A 17,853-nucleotide genomic window follows, 5' to 3' on the forward strand; every position below is an offset into this window, starting at 1 on the left:
ATGAACGCCTTCTGCGCGTCCGTGAACTTCGATGCTCGCATCCTTCTGTCTCCTCCCAGCCAGGTTCCAGGATACCGGAAACTCCAAGCCGAAACGATCCAGTTTGTTGGGGGCAGAGCACTTGCTTACAACGCCCTTCGGAGCAACTTCGAACTTGCACAAGGCGGTGTTCCCATCGCCCTCCCCGCCTCCAACGTCACCGTTGATGAAATTCGTTCGGAAGTGTTCACAAATCTCTCCTTCCGCGCCTCCCCCAAACTCACCCTGGAGTCAGGGCTTGCGCTCGAAGCCTCACGCATCAAGGTCGCGGGAGACGCAGACAATCAGCAGACCATCCTCATTCTGAAACCTTCCGCAACGGCCCGGTACGCCTTCCGGGAGGGCCTCTCCGGGCGCCTCTCATTGGAGCGTCGCGCGGGCCAACTGGATTTCGGAGATTTCGCCGCATCGGCTGAATTGGCAGATGAAAGGCAGTTCGGGGGCAATCCGGACCTGCAACCGGACAAGACTTGGCGGGCAGCAACGTCTCTCGACTGGCGCAAGTCGTCCGGACATGCGCTCAATATCACTATATTCCACGAATGGCGGGAGGACATCCTTGAACAGATCATCCTTCCGTCTGGAGCCGCTGGCCTGGGCAATGCCGGCAAGGCGGAGGTCTCCGGCATTGAGAGCAGCTTCACACTGCCGCTCCCAGCACTGATCCCCGGCGCGCGCCTGGAAGGTACCGTAAACATCGCCGACTCTCGTTTCCGAGACCCTGTCACGGGGCAGACTCGTCAGGTAAATGCGCTTGAACGACCGGACATCGACATCTCCTTCCGGCAAGACCTGCCGACCATGAAGCTCTCCTGGGGGGTCGATTACGCGTCACCCACGCTGACAGAGCGCTTCTTCGTGGCAGAAATCCTTGCTGACCGGCGCGGCGAAATATGGAACGCCTTTGTTGAAACCACCCACATCTTCGGTTTCACAACACGGCTGAAGCTGTCCAACCTCGGTACGCGTGATTTCCCGCAGGAACGGCGCCTATTCTCGCCCGACCGTTCCGGCCTGCTGACGGGCATTGAACGAGTCGACCGAACCCGGGGCAGCTTCGTGACCCTTACGATTTCCGATACTTTCTGATCGGGCGCCCCCGGCCTCGCCATCGGGTCAAAACCTATAACTCAGCGCGACCCGGATATCTCTGCCGGCCTCCTCGGTCGCAAATCCGTCCTGTGTCAGCGTCGGGTGGGCGACATAGCGTTCGTCACTCAGATTGGTGACCGAGGTATCCACAGCAAGACCCCTGAGGAAAGGCGGCTGCCAGGTCAGCTGGATATCGTGCTGGGTATAGCCGGGCCTGGGGATGTAAACGATCTGGCCGGGCGGAACGGATTTAAGGTCTGAAACATAGCGCAGGACATAGCCGAAACTGAGCGTTTCGGAGACGTCCAGCCTTGTATCCCAGGTCAGCTGGTCGCCGCGGGGCGCGCCGGCACGGGCAATGAACTGGGGATCAGGCGGCAGGTTTTCGAGATCCACCTTGGCGTAACGCAGGGTCGAGGCCCCGCGCGCAACGTCAAGCCCGAAGCCCGCTTCAATACCTTCGAACTTCGAAGTTCCGTCAAAGTTGTAAATGTTCGTGATCGGACGACCTCTGAGACCGCCTGAACCTGGCTGGAAGTAGAGGAGTGCATCGCTGATCTCAGTCCTGAAGCCGGCAATGTCCGCGCGCAGACCGAGAACAGGACCGGCTTCCACGCTCTCTCCCAGCGTACGCCGATTTCTGTCTGCTGCGATGTTTCCGGGCGAAGGTCTGAGTTGGCATTTCCAATGAATGTCAGACAGGGCTGGGCGTTCCGGGCGAAGTGAATGAGCAAGTTTCCAAAACCGCGTGCCGCCTCGCCCCAGCCTGTGAACACAGGGATACCGCCGGGCAGAGCGAGATGGCCACCCACATTGAAGGACGTCGTGTCGCCATCTGTTTTGGCCCGCCTGGCCTGCCCCTCAGCAGTGGTCCACCAGATCTGTTAGCCCTGCGGTTTCAGGGTAGCGGCGTTCATGCTGCCACCTCCCCATAGTAAGGCGGTATGAACGCTGCGGGCAAGATGGCTTTTGAGGCGGGTGGTTTATAGCCCAGGGATGAGTGCGGCCGGGCGGTGTTGTAGTGCTGCCGCCACGCTTCGATCAGGGCCTCGAAGCGCCGAGGAGGCGGGCGATCTGGTCCTCAGAGTAGAGCGCGCGTTTGAGCGCTTCGCGGGCTGCGTCCGCTGCGGCCTGCTGGCCGGGCAGCGCGGCCTGTTTCTGGCGGATTTCGGCGATCAGGCGGGTAAGGCGCCCCTGCTGGTAAGCCAGCGCCGTCATGTCTGCACCGGCGCCTGGCGTATCGAGGCCGGAGAGATCGGCGCCGAGCGCGGCGAGACTGTCTTCCATCCGTCGCAGCTCCGCTTGCAGGGTCAGCATCTCCTGCTCCGCCTTCTGACGTTTGATGGCAGTCAGCTTTTCCAGCGCGGCGGCAGTCTTCGGGCTCGTCATGCTTTCCCTTTCAGGCGTTCGGCAAACTGGATGGCGGCAGCCACGGCGGCGAAATGTTCGGGCTGGATTTCCTCATCAACCTCGACCAGCGCGTAGAGCGAGCGGGCGGTGGGCGGGTCTGAATAGATCGCGACGCCGCTTGCGAGCGCGATTTCCCGGATCTTGAGCGCCAGATTATCAACGCCCTTGGCCACGCAGACCGGCGCCTTGCCGCTGTCGGGATCCCATTTCAAGGCCACCGAATAGTGTGTCGGGTTGACCATGACGACTGTCGCAGCCGGAACATTCGCCAGCATCTGGCCACGCGAAATCTTGGCGCCGCGCTCCCGGCGTTGCTGCTTCAGCAGGGGATCACCCTCGCTCTGTTTCATTTCGCGCTTCATTTCCTCGCGCGACATCCGCAGCTTGTTGGCGTGGATTCGCGCCTGGAGCGGCATATCGATGGCGGCCAGCAGGAACTGGAACGCCAGGAAGTAAAGGACCAGCTTGATGATCTGCCAGAAAGTGAAGGCGTGGAACTGATGCGAGCCGACGGCGCTGGAGCCGTAATATTCCTGCACGAACTGGAACAGGAACAGCGCGCCGATGCCGCCCGCGAACAGCATCTTGGCGGTGTCCTTGGCGAAATCGGTCAGACCCTTTGTGCCGTAGCGCTTCTTGATGTTCTCAACCGGCGAAAGTTTTTTCATATCCGGCTTGATCTTCTTGGCCGAAACCGCGATGGCCCGCTGCACGACCAGTGCGGTGCCTACAAACACAATCAGGACAAGGAAGATCGGCGCGATCGCAAAGAGGGCGCTCGCGACCCAGGCGCGCGTCGCCTCGCCGCCGCCAGTGAAGATGTCTGCAGCATACGCATCGCCATTATAGAGGAGCGCAGAGAGCCCCTCGAAGAGGGGCTTGCCGCTGACCCAGAAAAGCAATGCGGCCGCAGCAAGCATTCCGAGAATAAGCGCAAGGGCGTTGGCTTCCTTGGATTGGGCGACATCGCCTTCTTCCCGCGCCTGGCGCAGGCGCTGCTCGGTCGCCTCGAACTCCTTTTCCGAATTGGGTGTCTGGTCCTGCTCTGCCATGCCCGCCTCACAACCACCCGATAACCTGCATTGCCCGGTCCTTCCAGGCGATCAGCAGTGCGGCGCTCGCAATCGCAAGGAGCGCGGCGCCTGCACTGACAAGGAAGGGTGCGCCAACGAACGCCACCATCAGGGATGGCAGCGCCTTGTTTATGAAGCCGAGGCAGATGTTATAGAGGAGGTTCGCCACCACAAAGGGCCAGGCGAGCATCAGCGCGAAGCTGAGCGCGGCATAGAAGCTCTGATAGATCATCGGCCAGCTGACATTCGTGACCGCCCCAAGTGGAATGTCCGAATAAAGACCAATCAGTCCGGCAATGATTGCCACATGGAAGTTGGCGGCGAGCAGGATCGCAGCGCCGGCAAGGGAGAGCATGTTGGCCGTCAGCGTCTGCGCCTCCTGTTCCAGCGCAAAACCAAGGAATTGTGCAAGGCCGATGGACTGGGCGATGACCGTTCCGGCAATTGCCAGCATCCAGATCGACAACCGGACAAGCGCGCCCAGCGCGAGGCCGATGATCACCTCGCTCATCAGCAGGGTAAAGAAGGCGCTGAGAGAAGACGTATCCGGCATCGGCACGACCCCTGCCCCGGCAGTTGCCACGGCAACCGCAGTCAGCACAATCGCCCGGACACGGACGGGTATCGTCTGCTCCCCGATGCCCGGCATGAAGAAGATCACAAAGGAGTAGCGCGCGATGATGATCATCATCAGCGCCACCCAGCCGCCGAGATCAGCGCCGAGGGGCATCAGCCCATCCATCAGGCAACGCCGATGATATAGGGCCTGCTCTTCGCGTTGATTTCCTCATAGGCGACCACGGCATTGCGGATGCCCTTGGAAGCAAGCACGGTCTGCAGGAAGCGGCGGCGGCGAGAGGTGGTGGCGATTGCGGCCACAACGCCTTTCTGGGCAACCTCGTTCAGCTTGGCCTGAACCGAATTGATCAGCTCACCGAACACTTCCGGCGGCAAGGCGACATCCGATCCGCCGCTTTCATTGTTGACTTCGTACTCGGCGAATTTCTTTTCCCAGTTGGCCGACAGCTGAATAAGGGGCAGGCGCCCCTGGTCATCCTGCAGCCGGTCCACAATCTGGAAGGCGAGCCGCTGGCGTACGAGCTCGACAATGCGTGGCAGAGGCAGGGACAACGGCTTTGCTTCGGCAATCGTTTCGATGATCAGGAAGAGGTTGCGGATCGGTACACGCTCAGAAAGCAGCTGGCGGAGCACGGCCAGCAGGGATTCCTGCGTCACCTTGCCGGGGATGTATTCGTCGAGATAGCGACGGTTTGCGGCGGCGCGGTCTGTATCGCTGATGCTCGTCAGCGCGTCGAGCGTGTCGATCATCACCATCCGGGTAAAGATCAGCGAGAAATTCGTCTGTATGACTTCGAGGAGGTGCGTTGCCAGCACTTCCACCGGCTCGACCGCCGGGATGCCGGAGGCGGCGAGTTCCTGCTTGCGGCTGCTGGAGACCCAGCGGGCGGCGGCCTTGTAGACCGGCTCGCGGACTTTCTCGCCCTGAAGGTGCGGAAGCTGGGTGTCCTCCATCAGCGCAAGCACTGAGCCCGGGCGGAGGAACCCGGTATCCACCCGAACGCCCTGTATCCGCATTCGGTATTCATTCTTCCCGAGCGTCGGATTATCCGTCATCCGGATTGGCGGCAGGACGAAACCATACTCCTCGGCAATGTAGCGGCGGATCTTGTCAATGCGGCTCTCGAAGCCCGTGTCGCCGGTGAGGACCATCTGGACGAGATCCGGGGCGACCTCGAGATGGATTTCATCGGAGTGGATGGAGTCGCCGATCCGCGCGGGCGGCGCATCGCTCGCAGCCGGCGTTTCAGTTGCCGCAGCAGCCTTTGCTGCGGCCTGCCGGCGGAGCATGTAGGCAATACCGCCAAAAACTGCGGCCGCCGCCATGAAAGGCAGGAAAGGCAGGCCCGGCAACAGCGCGAATACGCCGAGGATACCGGCCACAATCATCAGGACGGTGGCATTGCCGGCGAGTTGCGCACCAAGCGCCCGGTCGATCGCGCCTTCATCGCGGCCTTTGGACAGCAGCAGCGCGGCAGCCACCGACACGATCACAGCGGGGATCTGCGAGACAAGGCCATCGCCAACCGTCAGGATGGAGTAATTGCTGAGCGCTTCGACCACTGACAGGTTATGCGCCATCACGCCGAAGCCGATGCCCGCGATCAGGTTGAGCGCGGTGATCAGAAGACCGGCAATCGCATCGCCCTTGACGAATTTCGATGCACCATCGAGCGAGCCGAGGAAGGAGGCTTCCTCCTGCTCCCTCTGCCGGCGGGCCTTGGCTTCTTCATGCGTGATCGCGCCGACCGCGAGGTCTGAATCGATGGCGAGCTGCTTGCCGGGCATCGCGTCGAGGGCAAAGCGCGCGCCGACTTCTGCCATCCGGCCTGCGCCCTTGGTGATGACCATGAAGTTCACGATGACCAGCACGCCAAACACGACGAGCCCGACGAACAGATTGCCGCCCATGATGAACATGGCAAAGCCTTCGATCACGCCGCCGGCAGCATTGGTGCCGGTATGCCCCTCCCCGATGATCAGCTTGGTCGAGGACACGTTGAGCGCAAGGCGCAGGACGAGCGAAGCCAGCAGGATCGACGGGAAGGACGAGAAATCCAGCGGCTTCTCGACAAAGATCACGGTGGTGAAGATCAGGATTGCCAGCGCGAAGGAGAGCGTGAGCCCGATATCCAGCACCCAGGCCGGCATCGGCAGGACCATGACGAGGATGATCACCATCAGGCCGATGGCGAGCAGCGCGGTCGGCCGGGTCAGGTCAAGCAGTCGGGAGGTCGGCATGGGGCGGGCTATCCGGCAATGATCGGCAGCACCCAGTTATTGAACAGATCGAGGCAGATCCGCGTCATGTAACCGAGCGACAGGAAGAAGACGACGACGACCGCGAGGACCTTGGGAATGAAGGTCAGGGTCATCTCCTGAATTGATGTCAGCGCCTGCAGGAGGCCGATGATGAAGCCGACGATCAGCGCCGCGGCAAGGATCGGCAGGCCCATCAGCACGGCGCCCCAGAGATGCGCCCGCAGGACTTCGAAAACCTCACCTTCCGACATGATCCATCCCGCCTCAGACGGGCATCCGCAGGAGTTCCTGATACGCTTCGACGACCTTGTCGCGGATGGTCACGACGGTTTCCAGCATCATCTCGGCATTGGTCAGCGCCTCGACCATCGCATGGGGATCGGCGCCGGAGACGGCCGTGTTGATGGCGGTCTGCTCGGCCTGCTGCAGGGCGGTGCGGAAGTCCGCAACCCCTTCGGCAATCTTGCTGCCGGCTGCCTCGGGGGTCGCGGCGGGCTTTGCCGCGTCCACCGCGCGCGGCGTCATCAGGGCCGTATACGGATTGAATCCTAGGCTCGACATCAGCGTGCTCCCTCAGCGGCGCAGGATATCCAGCAGCGACCGGTACATCGACCGGGCCTGCTGGAAGGAATTGAGATTGGCTTCATAGGACCGGTTCGCCTCGCGCATGTCGGCAAGCTCGGTCACCAGCGAGACATTCGACATCGTGATATACCCCTCACCATCCGCCATCGGATGGCTCGGATCGAACTGGCGCACACCTTCTGTTTCATCAAGCTGGATGCGCGTTGCCCGGAATCCGGCCCCGCGCGCCGTCTGCGGCTCTGCCATGAGGATCTTGCGCTGATAACCCGGCGTATCCGCGTTCGAGATGTTCTCCGAAGTCAGCCCCATGCGGCGCGACTGCATCTCCATGCCGGCAACGGCCTGCATCTGGGCTGCCTTGAACGGATTGATCGTCATGCCCTATTCCCCTCCTCAACGCCGCCCGAGCGCGGTGCGCAGCATGTCGAGCGATTTCGAATAGACGGTCAGCGCCATATTGTGCTGGCCCATCGCCTCGGCGGAGGTGAAGATCTCCTGTTCCAGGCTGACATTATTCCCGTTCGGGTTTGACGGCGCATCCGACATCATGGTGCGGAACGTGGCGGAGTTTGCCCCATCGCCGCCCGAGACGGCGATGCGCGCGAGGTAAGCATCGAAACTCTCGACCCGGCTCGCCTTGTAGCCCGGCTCATCGGCACGCGCGATGTTGGCGGCGCTGACCTTCTGGTTCTCGGCCGCGTGGCGGGCCATCGCCCCGTAAATCTGGAAAAGCTGAAGGTCTGAAATCATCGGACTTCACCAAGGTTAACGGTTTGAAAAATGTTCGGATTTACTAAAGAACAGGTTAACAGGAATGGGAGTTTTGTTTACTTGCCTGCTCCAAGCGCACCTTCCGCACAGCGGCTGTACCGCCTCTGGGGCACGGTCACGGATGTGGCGCCGGGCCTCCTGAAGATTGCAGGCGTCAGCGAACTCGCCGGCGTCGGAAACGAAATTTCCATCGAGAAACAAGGCGAGACGATCCATGGCGAGATCCTGACCGTCTCCGGCGACAGCGTTTCCGCGCTCCTCTACTCGGCGACGGATGCCATCCGCATCGGCGACACAGTCCAGATCGAGCAGGAAGCGCGGATCGAGCCGGGCGACCACTGGCTGGGCCGGATCATTAACTATCGCGGGGAAATCGCAGGCGCAGAAGGCCAGCCTCCCTCCTCAGGCAATACAAGCCGCCCATTGCGCGCACCCGCCCTGCCAGCCCATGCGCGGCGGCGTCTCGGACCTCGGCTGAGAACCGGCTGGATGGTGACCGACACATTGCTGCCCATCTGCCGCGGCCAGCGCCTCGGCCTGTTCGCCGGCTCCGGGATCGGCAAGTCGACCTTTCTCGGCTCCCTCGCTGGCGGCATCGCCGCCGACCGCGTCGTGATCGCCCTGATCGGCGAGCGCAGCCGGGAGGTGAACGACTTTGTCCGCAACACGCTGACACCGGAAATCCTTGCCAGGGCAGTGATCGTCACGGCGACTGCGAGCGAATCTCCCGGAGCGAAGAAGCGCGCCGCCTGGTGCGCCATGGCCGCCGCCGAACACTTCCGGGATGAAGGCCACAGCGTGCTGCTGCTGTTCGACTCGATCACACGCTTTGCCGAGGCCCACCGGGAAGTGGCCCTGATCGCGGGGGAGACACCTGCCCTCAATGCCTTCCCGCCTTCCACCGTGCGCGTCATCGCCGAACTCGCCGAGCGGGCTGGTCCGGGCACGGACGGTACCGGCGACATCACGGCCATTTTCTCCGTACTCGTCGCCGGGTCAGACCTTGAAGAACCCGTCGCCGACATGATCCGCGGCATCCTGGACGGCCATATCATTCTCTCCCGCCCGATTGCCGAGCGGGGCCGCTATCCTGCGATTGACGTTCTGCGCAGCGTCTCGCGCGCGCTGCCGGGCGCAGCCAGCGAGGACGAGAACGACCTGTTGCGGGAGTATCGCCGGCTGGTCGCCCTGTACGACGAAGTCGCCCCGATGCTCCGCGCCAGCTTGTATGAATTCGGACGCGACGCTGATGCAGACCGCGCGATTGCGCTCTGGCCCGCTTTGGACAGCTTTGTGGCAGGGCGAAATCCGGAGGATGTTGGCGCTGCTTTCGGGGCCCTGATCGAGACTTTGGCCGGTTCCGGAAACGCGGGAAGCTGACCGGCTCAGCGCATCAGGCTGAGGAACAGGTTCTGGCTGGCATTCGCGCCGAACCCGTAGCTGCCCCCGCTGAGTAGGCTCAGCGCGAGCACCCCGGGAGTGTTCGCCGATGGCCCACTATTTATCGACGACATGATGTGGAACCGGTCCAGCAGCTTATCGACATTCGCCGGGCTGGCGATGTCCGACATGCTGGTCACGCCCAGCAGCTTCTGCAGGCCGGCCTTAAGCACCTCAGCCTGACGCTCAATTGGCAGCTTGGTGATGCTCTGAGGCAGGTTGAGGGTTGTGCGCAGGACATTGGCGACCGGCAGGTCTCCGAGCATCCGGTAGAGGATCGCATTGTCGCTGCGCCCCTCCCCCACCAGGTCGTTGATCTCGGACTGATAGTTCAGCGCGAGGCGCATCGTGTCGTCGATCTCGCCGACGGCAATGTTGAAAGCGTTCTGTTCGAACCGCACGGCAATCTTTGCCAGCGCATCCGTGTCAACCTCGATCACACCGCCCACCGGCCTGAAGGCCTCGGCAAACGCCGTATAGCGCGGATTATTGAGCCGCTGAAGGAAGTTGCTCTCGGGGTCGGCGGCTTCCTTAAGCACCTTGGTGATGAAGCCGCCCTTCCACTCCTCTCCTGCCAGCCCGAAGGCGGTGAGCGCAGATTTCAGCAGCCGCTTGTCCTTGACGAAGTTTTCCAGCGAAATCGGCTCTGACAGCTTAGCCGTCATCTCGTCGCGCTCACGCCGCACCTGCGGCGAGGCGGAATACTTTTCCAGCTGGCGATCAAACGTTGCCTGAAGGAATTTCCAGCCGCCAAGCCCGCTCATCGGAATGACCGGCTGGAAAGACATCTCAGGCGACCTTCGCTTCCCCATCCCGGTGACGCGGCAGCGGGTAACGCTTGATCAGCTCGGACTCGATGGTGAGCACCTGACGCAGATGGCAAAGCGCGGAGTAATAGTTTCCGCGCGCGAGCATGGCCCGCAGCGTCGGGATCAGGTCCGGGTTGATTGGGGAGAACACTTCCAGAAGCTGCCGGCACTGAGCATCAATCGAGGGCACACCTTCGACTTCGTCAAGATCGCCCGTGATGAGCAGCTGGATCGCATAATAGACGCGCTTAACGGGCGTATTGACGTCATCCGGATGAAGAGCATCCCGGAGCCGGAGCACACGCGCATCACCTTCTGCGACCCTGATGCGCGCAGGCTTGTCTCCGTTTTCCAGCAACGCGCCGTTGACAATGAAGCGTTCGCCAGGCGCAATCTTGAGAACCAGACCCGACATCAGATCTCTCCTCCTTCAGCGCCAGCCATTGGCCTGACAAGGCCCGGCATGATGGTGCGGTTTATTTCGATCAGGTCATCGATCCCGCCGGCACCGGCCAGAATCTGCTGGCTGGTGCGGCGCACAAACTCGGAGAGCCCGAGCAGGCCTGCACGTGTCTCGTCCGGAAGAGCATTGTCCGGATGCAGAAGATCAGCTGCTAAAGTCGACCAGAGCTGGGCATTACGATACACAGCGTCCGCGATTGTCCCATGGGCTGGGACGGCGCTGGCCGCCACTTCTTCGAGACCGTGAGTAATCTGCTCGAAGAGAGCATACTCCAAAGATCTGCCGTTCGCGGTACGCTGAGTAACCTGACCATAAGCCTTGGAAGCGAGAGCCTGCAACGTACCCCTCCTGGGTTTGCAATATTATAGTCCCGGGCGCTCCAGCGCCCGGGACTGTGGTGTCATTAGCGGAAGAGCGACAGCAGCGATTGCGGCGACTGGTTTGCAATCGACAGGGCCTGGATACCGAGCTGCTGCTGGACCTGAAGGGCCTGGAGCTTCGCTGAGGCAGCCTCCATGTCTGCGTCCACGAGCGTACCGATACCCGAGGTCATGGAATCAACCAGCTTCTGGACGAACTCGCCCTGCGCCGCGACCCGGTTCTGTGCCGAGCCGAAGGCAGCCGAAGCGTTGATGCCGGTCTGGATGAGACCTTCAATGCTGGCCAGCGCTGCCGCTGCGCCGGCGCCGGTGCTCACATCGATCAGCGCGAGACCGCCGAGGCCGCCGGCCGCAACTCCAGCCGTGCCGCCCGTCGACGAGAATGCCGTCACAGCAAGGTTGCCGCCGGAATCGTTGGTCAGGACGATGTCTGCACCATTCTGGGCAACCGTGTAGCCTGTCGCACCCGTCGCCGTGAAGAAGGACTGGATCTGATTGACCAGGTTCGCGGCAACGTCGGTCGAGCTGTCACCCGCGCTTGCAACGTATTCGAAATTGCGGAGGAAGAGTTGCTCTGCCGCGCCTGAATCGTTTAGGCGAACGCGGTAGGAGTATCCTTCGCCGACAGACTCGATGCTGATCGTCCGGCTGGCGCCATCTGCTACTGTTGCCGACGTGCCGGCGTTTGTCCCGCCATTGTTGATGATGGTGGTGTCGTTCACGGCCGTGGCGCCGAAGGTAGCGGCCGCACCGGATGTGCTGAATGACAGGTCCTGACGGGCCACATCAATATAGGCGGCAGACACGTTACCGTTCGGGGCACGGTCCAGCGAAGCGAGAACCCGCATATCGGTCGCGGAAGAACCATTGATGAGGTTCAGCCCATTAAACTGGGCGGCGCTCACGATGGACTGGATCGATCCCACTTTTTGCTCGATGTCGGCCTGGAGCTTTGCCCGATCGACGTTCTCGCCTTGAGCCGCAACAATCAGGTTCTTGATCTCGCCAAGTTTCTCGGTGACGCTTTCTGCAGCCGAACGGGCAACTGCGATCGTCGATACGCCGAGGTTGAGCGAGTCCGTGATCTGCTTGAAGCTCGAGACATCGGTCGACATGACAGTCGAGATCGCCCAGACAGCAGCGTTGTCCTTGGCGTTGGCGACTTTCTTGCCGGTCGAGATTTCGTTCTGGACGGTAGCAAGATTGCGGTTGATGCCGCGGAGGGTTTCCAGCGCGACCATGGCGCTGTTGTTGGTCAGGATGCTAGACATCTATCATTCCACTTATGTGACTTTCGGGAATTTCCCGTTTTGTTGTTTATTGTCATCCTGACAATTGGGGCATGCCCCTGAACCCATCATGGTCCTTAGGTACTTCAATAGCGGTTGGGCATAAACGTAAGGTTAAAACGGCTAAACACGTTTCAAGTATCCACCGGTGGCTTGGGTGAATGTCAGCTGAGCACCCTTATGACCGTAAGAGCCGACATGGACCCCGGCCGCAGATTGGCTCATCCGTATCAGGAGTGAATTGATCCCGTTACGGACTGCTTCAAGGAGGATTGTGTTCTCCTGCGCCCTTTTGGATATTCTGGCCACCTGCGCTCGGAGCGCCGCATCCCCGCCGCTCAGGATACCGCTTTCCATGAGGGCCTGGACTCCGCCCAAAGCCTCCAGCTTCTGCCCGGATAGCGCTGCTGCTTCCCGGGCCCTGCCCTCCTGCAGCAACTGCCGCTCCTGATCGAGAAGCGCCTCCATCTGATCCAGCGCAATGTCTTGATTGACCGGTCCCATCAGCTGTTTCCTGGCGCAGGCGCTGCTGCGCGCTGGCGGGCTGCGACCTCATCAATCTTCGCGCCAAGACCCAATGGGTGGCTCTGGGCGAGATCCCTTGCAATTTCCTCGACGATGTACCGCGCAAACGCAGACGCCCCTTCCCCGCCGGACTGGGTGAAGGATTTTTCGAGCCCGGCATGGCTGAGCATCTCCGCCCAAAGCAGTTGTTCAAAACGCAGGGCGGCTTCCGACCGCTCCGGCGGTGCTTGCGCCACGGGCGCTGCCTGCGTCCGGAGCGCACGTGCCGGCTGGGTGTCCGGGGGCTCCGGCCATTTTATCGGAACTGACTCGATCATGCCCTACTCCTTAGGCCGTACACGGAAATCAGCGTCTCTGCGCCGATGGGTTAACTCATATTTTACAGGGCCGGGTTGTAGTAAGGTTAATGAAACGCGCGGTTCGGGTAATCGGATGATCATCGCTCCTGAGACGGACATCCTGCCGGCAGCGCCTTTCGCAGCGCTGCAGTCCGGCCCGGCGGCGCATGGGGCTAGCCAGGGCACGACACCGGCAGGGGCCGCCTTCGCGGCCGAGTTCCTGAGCTTCATGGAGGTTTCGCTGCCCTCCGGCATGGCCGGCGGCCTGACCTCAACGACCCCGTCCGCTCCCCTGCCTGCGGGAGCAGCCGGAGAGCCGGAATTTGTGTGGTCGATGCCCGCCAGGGTGCAGGATGCCGAGGCTGAAATCACACCACCTGCGACAGACCGGTACGCCAGCCAGCATCTCTCCGTGATTTCCGCCGCCAATCTTGAGAATCCACCCAGGGCTTCTGGGGAAATTCAGTCGCCAGCCCCAGGCACTCAGCTCCCGGAAAAAATTCTGCTGCCAACTTCGCCGCCCGCACCCTCTGCATTGGCGGGAAGCACCGGACGCGAGCCGCTTGGGAACGCAGCCGCGCGCACGACCCCTGTCACCGCCGACAGCCCGGAAACCCATTCTCCCGGCACCTTGCCTGAGCTTTCTTCGCAGGCGGGTCAGGAAACCCCGGCGGCGGCCATTGCGCTTGGCACAGTTGAACCTCCAAACTCCGGCACTGCCCCGTCCGGCATGAGCAGAATTGTCCCGGAGGACCCGGGCATTCAGGCCCTCAATCCCGCCACCGTGATGGCTGCGCCCGCAGAACCCGTCAGAGCACAAACGCACAGGAACCCTCCGCAGCCTGCCAATTCTGATGACATTGATCTGCAGGCGGCCAGCAAGACCGTCTTGCCGATCCTGGAAAATGCACCCATTCCCGCTGAGACGGAGTTGGCCGGAATCCCGGCTCCCGTCACCGGCGAAGCAAAGGCCGCGCCTTTGCCCGGCACTTCCGCTCAGGCCGCTTCGCTGGCCGCTGCGCCACTCGCGAGCCAGTCCGCCCTTCCCCCGGCCAGCGCAGTGCCGCAACACGCGCCGGCCGCTTCTGAAACTGAACTCGCCCTGGTCATGTCTGCAGGCGATCCTGCCGCCGCTCTGGACCTGCAAGGCGCTGCACCTGTCTTCACGACCGCGCCCGGCGCCGCACCTTTGATGGCGCCTGTCACCGCAGGGATGCCCTCCGGTGCCGCACCGGCGATGGCCACGTTCGTGGCTGTTCCGGCGGAAATACCCGCCATCTTCGCCCGCGCCGTGCAGGACCCGGCCGGGGACCGGATCACCATACAGCTCGACCCGCCAGAGCTTGGCCGCATCTCGATCGACTTCCGCTTCGAAGGCAGCGCCCTTCAGCATGTGACGGTCACCGCCGAGACGCCTGAAGCGCTCCGCCAGCTCCGCCAGATGCACGGTGAGCTAATCAGTGCGCTTGAGCAGAACGGCCTTGGCGGCAAGGACATGACCTTCCAGCAGCAAACGCCGCAGGATCGTCCGCAGCAGGATGCGCCGGCCGGGGCCACTGCCCGCAGGCAACCCGAAATGATCGCCGTGCCCGGCCTGACAGCGCCAGACGCTGCAGGCCCACGCGCGTTGGCGGCTGGCCGCCTCGATATCAGGCTTTAGGAGTAGGCCCATGACAACCGTTTCCCCGATGGTCCCGACCACAACCAATTACAGCACGGCCGCGGCCAGTTCAGGCATGGGTCAGGAGTTCAACAGCTTCATCAAATTGCTGACGGCACAGGTCCGCAACCAGGACCCCCTCTCTCCGATGGACTCCACCCAGTTCGTCGAGCAGCTGGCGACCTTCTCGACGCTCGAGCAGCAGGTGAAGGCCAATGCCAGCCTGACCAGCATTGCCGGAATGCTCAGCCAGCTGAACGCCCTGACAGCCGGCGAATGGCTCGGGCAGGATATCTCGTTCGTGTCCGGATGGGCACCGCTCGCCGATGACCCGGTGGAGTTCACCTATGCCGCGCCAGATGGCACGAACAGCATCAAGCTGACTGTGCTGGATGCAAATGGGGAAGTTGTCTGGACAGAAACGCTCGACCCCTCCAAGGCGAAGTATGCCTGGAACGGACGAAGCAATGACGGCACATCGACCCCGCGCGGCGCGATGTATGAGTTCGTTATCGAAAGCTATAGCGGCGATGAGCTTCTCGCGACCGGCTCACCGCGCGTCTTGAGCACGGTGACCGACATCATCAGCGAAGATGGCCGGATCCGGGTCGGAACGGCCGCCGGGATGACGGTGGATCTCGCGAAAGTCCGGAAAGTCTGACGCTGAAGCGCGTCAGACGTCCTGGCGCGCCATATCAAGGATCAGGACATTGTTGATGCCCGTGGGCTGGACCTTTTTCAGGTTCATCAGCACCATTGCGCGCAGCGATTCATAATTCTCGACATTGGTAATCGACTCGAACGTGCGCCCATCATTGCTGAGCGCAATCAGCGTCGTCATGATGTTGTCGCGCAGGGCCGGCTCCTTGGAAAAGAGCGAGCCGGAGATCGCTGAGTCCACTTCCAGACTGATGTTGAGGATCACAAGACTGGCCACCCGGCCATTCTCGATCAGCGGAACAACGAACTCCCGGCTGAAGCGGTAATAGGACGAGCCGGAGGAGCCCCCCTTGGAAGCCGGCGCACTTCCATGCCCGCCGGCCTCGCTCTTGGCCTTCTCCGGTTCATGCCCCGAAGCACCGTCTTCACCGGCAAGCTCCGTAGCCGGAGCACTCCCTCCCCCGCTGGAGGATTTGAGGAAATGCCCAGCAACACCGCCAGCGACGATGCAGGCAATCGCAACAAAGGCCGTGATGAGATGCTTCATGACTCAAAACCCTAGAATGGCAGGATACGGTCCACACGCCGGGCCAGCGGCTTTCGCTGCGCCGCCGAAGACGCGTCGCCGGTGCTCACATAGGAAAGATCGGCCTCTGCAATCTTCTCATATGAAACCGTATTGGTCCGGGTGATATCCTGCGCGCGGACGACACCCGATACCGTCAGGTAACGGACCTCATTGCTGACCCGCGTCTGCTGGTATCCCTGGATCACCAGATTCCCATTCGGCTCGACTGCCACGACACGCGCCGCCAGCGTGAACGCGATCTTCTCGGCCCGGTTGACCGCGCCGGATCCGTTGAGGCTTGAAGACCGGCCATAATCAATCGCCGGCGAGAGGCCGGAGCGTCCAGGCAGGACACCATTCGCCCAGTCGGTAAGACCGAAAAACGCATCGAGGCTCATGTCCTCATTGGCGCTGCGGCTGCGGGACAGGGAGTTCTGCATACTCGCCCGGTCATTCATTTCGACGACAACCGTCAGCAGGTCGCCGACCTCCTTGGCGCGCCGCATACTGAGGAGCGCTGTCGGCGCAGTCTCCCACAGCGAGGCGCTCTCTGCCCGGGGGGCCGTGTCAAATGCGGGCGCGCCGAAGCCCTGGAAAGGGCCCTGCGCAACGAGCGGTGCGGGCTGTGCAACCACCGGAGACTGGGCCGTTGCACACGCCGCCGCCATCGCAAGAACCGGGATTGGAAGGAGCTGTTTCATTGGGCGAGGACCCATCCGCTTTCCTGCACGATGCCCTGGACGAGCTGGCGTGACTGGAGGTTCATGACTGTGACCGGCTCATGCAGGGCTGCTTCGCCCATTGCGCGTCCGGTCGTCGAGATTTCGAGATCACCCAGGACATATCTGATCGTGACAATCTGGTTGCGGGCGACAAGCCTTGCCGGGCGCGTATTGTCTGCGGTGATGCGCTGGCCGGAATAGATCGTCCGGCGGGCTTCCCGCCCGATAAGGTGGCCGGCCTCGCCGCCCTCCCCTTCTGCGCTGCTCACATTGGCCGGTGAGATGACCGCGCCGGCCCGGATAACTTCTGTTGCAACAAGCCCCGAAGAGTCTGTCAGGCCGACGACGGCGACAAAGGCCGCTGATATCCAAACGCTCATGGTGCTACCTCAGCCGTGTCGTGGCCGCCAGCATCTCGTCGGATGCTGTGATGACCTTGGAATTGAGCTCATAGCCGCGCTGGGCCTCGATCAGGTGCGAGATTTCCTTGACCACATCGACCCCGGAATCCTCGATGAAGCCCTGGCGCAGAAACCCCATGCCCTCCGCCCCCGGAACAAGCCGGTTGGGCGGGCCGGAAGCCTCGGTCTCGCGGTACATGTTGTCGCCAATCGCCATCAGGCCCTTTTCATTGACGAACCTGACGAGGGAGATCGTGCCCACAGGCTGGCCATCCGTCTGGTTGTCGAAATAGGCGACAACCTCGCCGTCCCGGCTGATCGAGATGCTGCGCGCATCCGCCGGTATGACGATACCATCCGCTAGCGGAAAGCCATCCATCGTGACAAGCTCGCCTTCCGGGCTGCGATTGAGCTTGCCATCTCGCGTATAGGCCGGCTCGCCCGAAGGCAGGGTGACTTCAAGATACCCAGTTCCGTCGATGGCCAGGTCAAGCTCAGCGCCGGTCTGGCGCAGGGACCCTTGCGTCAGTTCCATCGACACGCCGGCCGCCTTGACACCTGTGCCAAGCTGGATCCCCGCCGGCACGATCGTTCCCGTCTGGGACGAGATGGTGCCCGGCGAAAGATGTTGCTGGTACATCAGGTCGGCGAACTGCGCCGTACGCGGCCGATAGGCCGTCGTGCTCATGTTCGCGATATTGTTCGAGATGACCTCGACCCGCAATTGCTGGGCCGCCATCCCGGAGGCTGCAATCTGTAATGACTTCATTGGCGTCTCCTACACCTT

General features: G+C 62.0%; 24 protein-coding genes. 4 read left to right on the top strand and 20 right to left on the bottom strand.

Translation table 11 applies throughout. The annotated features are described in order from the left end of the window. A partial coding sequence (locus ACK4SV_RS04375; RefSeq protein ID WP_409916584.1) for a TonB-dependent receptor domain-containing protein occupies window positions 1–1,128 on the top strand: 1,128 nt, incomplete at its 5' end. Window positions 1,129–1,155: 27 nt separating this feature from the next. Here ACK4SV_RS04375 and ACK4SV_RS04380 read toward each other — a convergent pair. From ACK4SV_RS04380 to ACK4SV_RS04425, 10 genes are all read right to left on the bottom strand, one after another. Then, window positions 1,156–1,746, bottom strand: a complete 591-nt coding sequence (locus ACK4SV_RS04380; RefSeq protein ID WP_409916585.1) for a TonB-dependent receptor domain-containing protein — start codon at window positions 1,744–1,746, stop codon at window positions 1,156–1,158. A 298-nt stretch (window positions 1,747–2,044) separates the two neighbouring features. Further along, window positions 2,045–2,173: an integrase core domain-containing protein gene (locus ACK4SV_RS04385; RefSeq protein ID WP_409916701.1), complete on the bottom strand. Its 129-nt coding sequence runs from the start codon at window positions 2,171–2,173 to the stop codon at window positions 2,045–2,047. Further along, window positions 2,173–2,520, bottom strand: a complete 348-nt coding sequence (locus ACK4SV_RS04390) for a hypothetical protein (RefSeq protein WP_409916586.1) — start codon at window positions 2,518–2,520, stop codon at window positions 2,173–2,175. Before ACK4SV_RS04390 ends, ACK4SV_RS04385 begins: the two co-directional genes overlap by 1 nt. Then, window positions 2,517–3,593: a flagellar biosynthesis protein FlhB gene (locus ACK4SV_RS04395; protein ID WP_409916587.1), complete on the bottom strand. Its 1,077-nt coding sequence runs from the start codon at window positions 3,591–3,593 to the stop codon at window positions 2,517–2,519. Before ACK4SV_RS04395 ends, ACK4SV_RS04390 begins: the two co-directional genes overlap by 4 nt. A 7-nt stretch (window positions 3,594–3,600) precedes the next feature. Then, window positions 3,601–4,344 (bottom strand): flagellar biosynthetic protein FliR, encoded by a 744-nt coding sequence (locus ACK4SV_RS04400; protein ID WP_409916588.1) that lies wholly within the window; start codon window positions 4,342–4,344, stop codon window positions 3,601–3,603. A gap of 11 nt (window positions 4,345–4,355) precedes the next feature. After that, window positions 4,356–6,434 (bottom strand): flagellar biosynthesis protein FlhA, encoded by a 2,079-nt coding sequence (locus ACK4SV_RS04405; RefSeq protein WP_409916589.1) that lies wholly within the window; start codon window positions 6,432–6,434, stop codon window positions 4,356–4,358. Window positions 6,435–6,442: 8 nt separating this feature from the next. Continuing rightward, window positions 6,443–6,706, bottom strand: coding sequence for a flagellar biosynthetic protein FliQ (locus tag ACK4SV_RS04410; protein ID WP_409916590.1), 264 nt, complete (start codon window positions 6,704–6,706; stop codon window positions 6,443–6,445). 13 nt (window positions 6,707–6,719) lie between these two features. Beyond that, a complete protein-coding gene (locus ACK4SV_RS04415; RefSeq protein ID WP_409916591.1) occupies window positions 6,720–7,016 on the bottom strand; it encodes a flagellar hook-basal body complex protein FliE in 297 nt (98 codons plus the stop codon). Window positions 7,017–7,028: 12 nt separating this feature from the next. Continuing rightward, the gene (locus ACK4SV_RS04420) at window positions 7,029–7,418 is read right to left on the bottom strand and encodes a flagellar basal body rod C-terminal domain-containing protein (RefSeq protein ID WP_409916592.1); all 390 of its coding nucleotides are present in this window, start codon (window positions 7,416–7,418) and stop codon (window positions 7,029–7,031) included. A gap of 15 nt (window positions 7,419–7,433) precedes the next feature. Next, window positions 7,434–7,790 carry a FlgB family protein gene (locus ACK4SV_RS04425; protein WP_409916593.1) on the bottom strand — a complete coding sequence of 119 codons (357 nt, stop codon included), beginning with the start codon at window positions 7,788–7,790 and terminating at the stop codon, window positions 7,434–7,436. Window positions 7,791–7,871: 81 nt separating this feature from the next. Between ACK4SV_RS04425 and ACK4SV_RS04430 the strand changes: the two genes are divergently transcribed. Next, window positions 7,872–9,191 carry a FliI/YscN family ATPase gene (locus ACK4SV_RS04430; RefSeq protein ID WP_409916594.1) on the top strand — a complete coding sequence of 440 codons (1,320 nt, stop codon included), beginning with the start codon at window positions 7,872–7,874 and terminating at the stop codon, window positions 9,189–9,191. Window positions 9,192–9,196: 5 nt separating this feature from the next. Here the strand turns inward: ACK4SV_RS04430 and ACK4SV_RS04435 are convergent, their stop codons facing one another. The 6 genes from ACK4SV_RS04435 to ACK4SV_RS04460 form a co-directional block, all read right to left on the bottom strand. Beyond that, window positions 9,197–10,039 (bottom strand): DUF1217 domain-containing protein, encoded by an 843-nt coding sequence (locus ACK4SV_RS04435; RefSeq protein WP_409916595.1) that lies wholly within the window; start codon window positions 10,037–10,039, stop codon window positions 9,197–9,199. Between the two features lies 1 nt (window position 10,040). Beyond that, window positions 10,041–10,475: a flagellar biosynthesis repressor FlbT gene (locus tag ACK4SV_RS04440; RefSeq protein ID WP_409916596.1), complete on the bottom strand. Its 435-nt coding sequence runs from the start codon at window positions 10,473–10,475 to the stop codon at window positions 10,041–10,043. Beyond that, window positions 10,475–10,861: a flagellar biosynthesis regulator FlaF gene (gene flaF / locus ACK4SV_RS04445; protein WP_409916597.1), complete on the bottom strand. Its 387-nt coding sequence runs from the start codon at window positions 10,859–10,861 to the stop codon at window positions 10,475–10,477. The genes ACK4SV_RS04440 and flaF overlap by 1 nt, the downstream gene beginning before the upstream one ends. Window positions 10,862–10,926: 65 nt before the next feature. Continuing rightward, window positions 10,927–12,174: a flagellin gene (locus ACK4SV_RS04450; RefSeq protein WP_409916598.1), complete on the bottom strand. Its 1,248-nt coding sequence runs from the start codon at window positions 12,172–12,174 to the stop codon at window positions 10,927–10,929. A gap of 141 nt (window positions 12,175–12,315) precedes the next feature. Beyond that, a complete protein-coding gene (locus ACK4SV_RS04455) occupies window positions 12,316–12,696 on the bottom strand; it encodes a hypothetical protein (RefSeq protein ID WP_409916599.1) in 381 nt (126 codons plus the stop codon). Beyond that, entirely contained in the window at window positions 12,696–13,034 is a 339-nt protein-coding gene (locus ACK4SV_RS04460) for a hypothetical protein (RefSeq protein ID WP_409916600.1), read from the bottom strand. Before ACK4SV_RS04460 ends, ACK4SV_RS04455 begins: the two co-directional genes overlap by 1 nt. A gap of 1,129 nt (window positions 13,035–14,163) precedes the next feature. Between ACK4SV_RS04460 and ACK4SV_RS04465 the strand changes: the two genes are divergently transcribed. Both ACK4SV_RS04465 and ACK4SV_RS04470 read left to right on the top strand, forming a co-directional pair. Then, window positions 14,164–14,715, top strand: a complete 552-nt coding sequence (locus tag ACK4SV_RS04465) for a flagellar hook-length control protein FliK (RefSeq protein ID WP_409916601.1) — start codon at window positions 14,164–14,166, stop codon at window positions 14,713–14,715. A gap of 10 nt (window positions 14,716–14,725) precedes the next feature. Beyond that, complete coding sequence (locus tag ACK4SV_RS04470; RefSeq protein ID WP_409916602.1) at window positions 14,726–15,376, top strand: flagellar hook assembly protein FlgD; 651 nt, start codon at window positions 14,726–14,728, stop codon at window positions 15,374–15,376. A 12-nt stretch (window positions 15,377–15,388) separates the two neighbouring features. Here the strand turns inward: ACK4SV_RS04470 and ACK4SV_RS04475 are convergent, their stop codons facing one another. The 4 genes from ACK4SV_RS04475 to flgG are packed head-to-tail and all read right to left on the bottom strand — an operon-like array spanning window position 15,389 to window position 17,835. Beyond that, window positions 15,389–15,922 (bottom strand): flagellar basal body-associated FliL family protein, encoded by a 534-nt coding sequence (locus ACK4SV_RS04475; RefSeq protein WP_409916603.1) that lies wholly within the window; start codon window positions 15,920–15,922, stop codon window positions 15,389–15,391. Window positions 15,923–15,933: 11 nt separating this feature from the next. Then, on the bottom strand, window positions 15,934–16,644 hold the full coding sequence (locus tag ACK4SV_RS04480) for a flagellar basal body L-ring protein FlgH (protein WP_409916604.1): 711 nt from the start codon (window positions 16,642–16,644) through the stop codon (window positions 15,934–15,936). Further along, a complete protein-coding gene (gene flgA, locus ACK4SV_RS04485) occupies window positions 16,641–17,045 on the bottom strand; it encodes a flagellar basal body P-ring formation chaperone FlgA (protein WP_409916605.1) in 405 nt (134 codons plus the stop codon). Before flgA ends, ACK4SV_RS04480 begins: the two co-directional genes overlap by 4 nt. 4 nt (window positions 17,046–17,049) lie before the next feature. Continuing rightward, the gene (gene flgG / locus ACK4SV_RS04490; protein ID WP_409916606.1) at window positions 17,050–17,835 is read right to left on the bottom strand and encodes a flagellar basal-body rod protein FlgG; all 786 of its coding nucleotides are present in this window, start codon (window positions 17,833–17,835) and stop codon (window positions 17,050–17,052) included. Window positions 17,836–17,853: the final 18 nt, after the last annotated feature.

The organism is Hyphomonas sp., from assembly GCF_046313735.1.
In the GTDB taxonomy this organism is placed as follows: Bacteria; Pseudomonadota; Alphaproteobacteria; order Caulobacterales; family Hyphomonadaceae; genus Hyphomonas.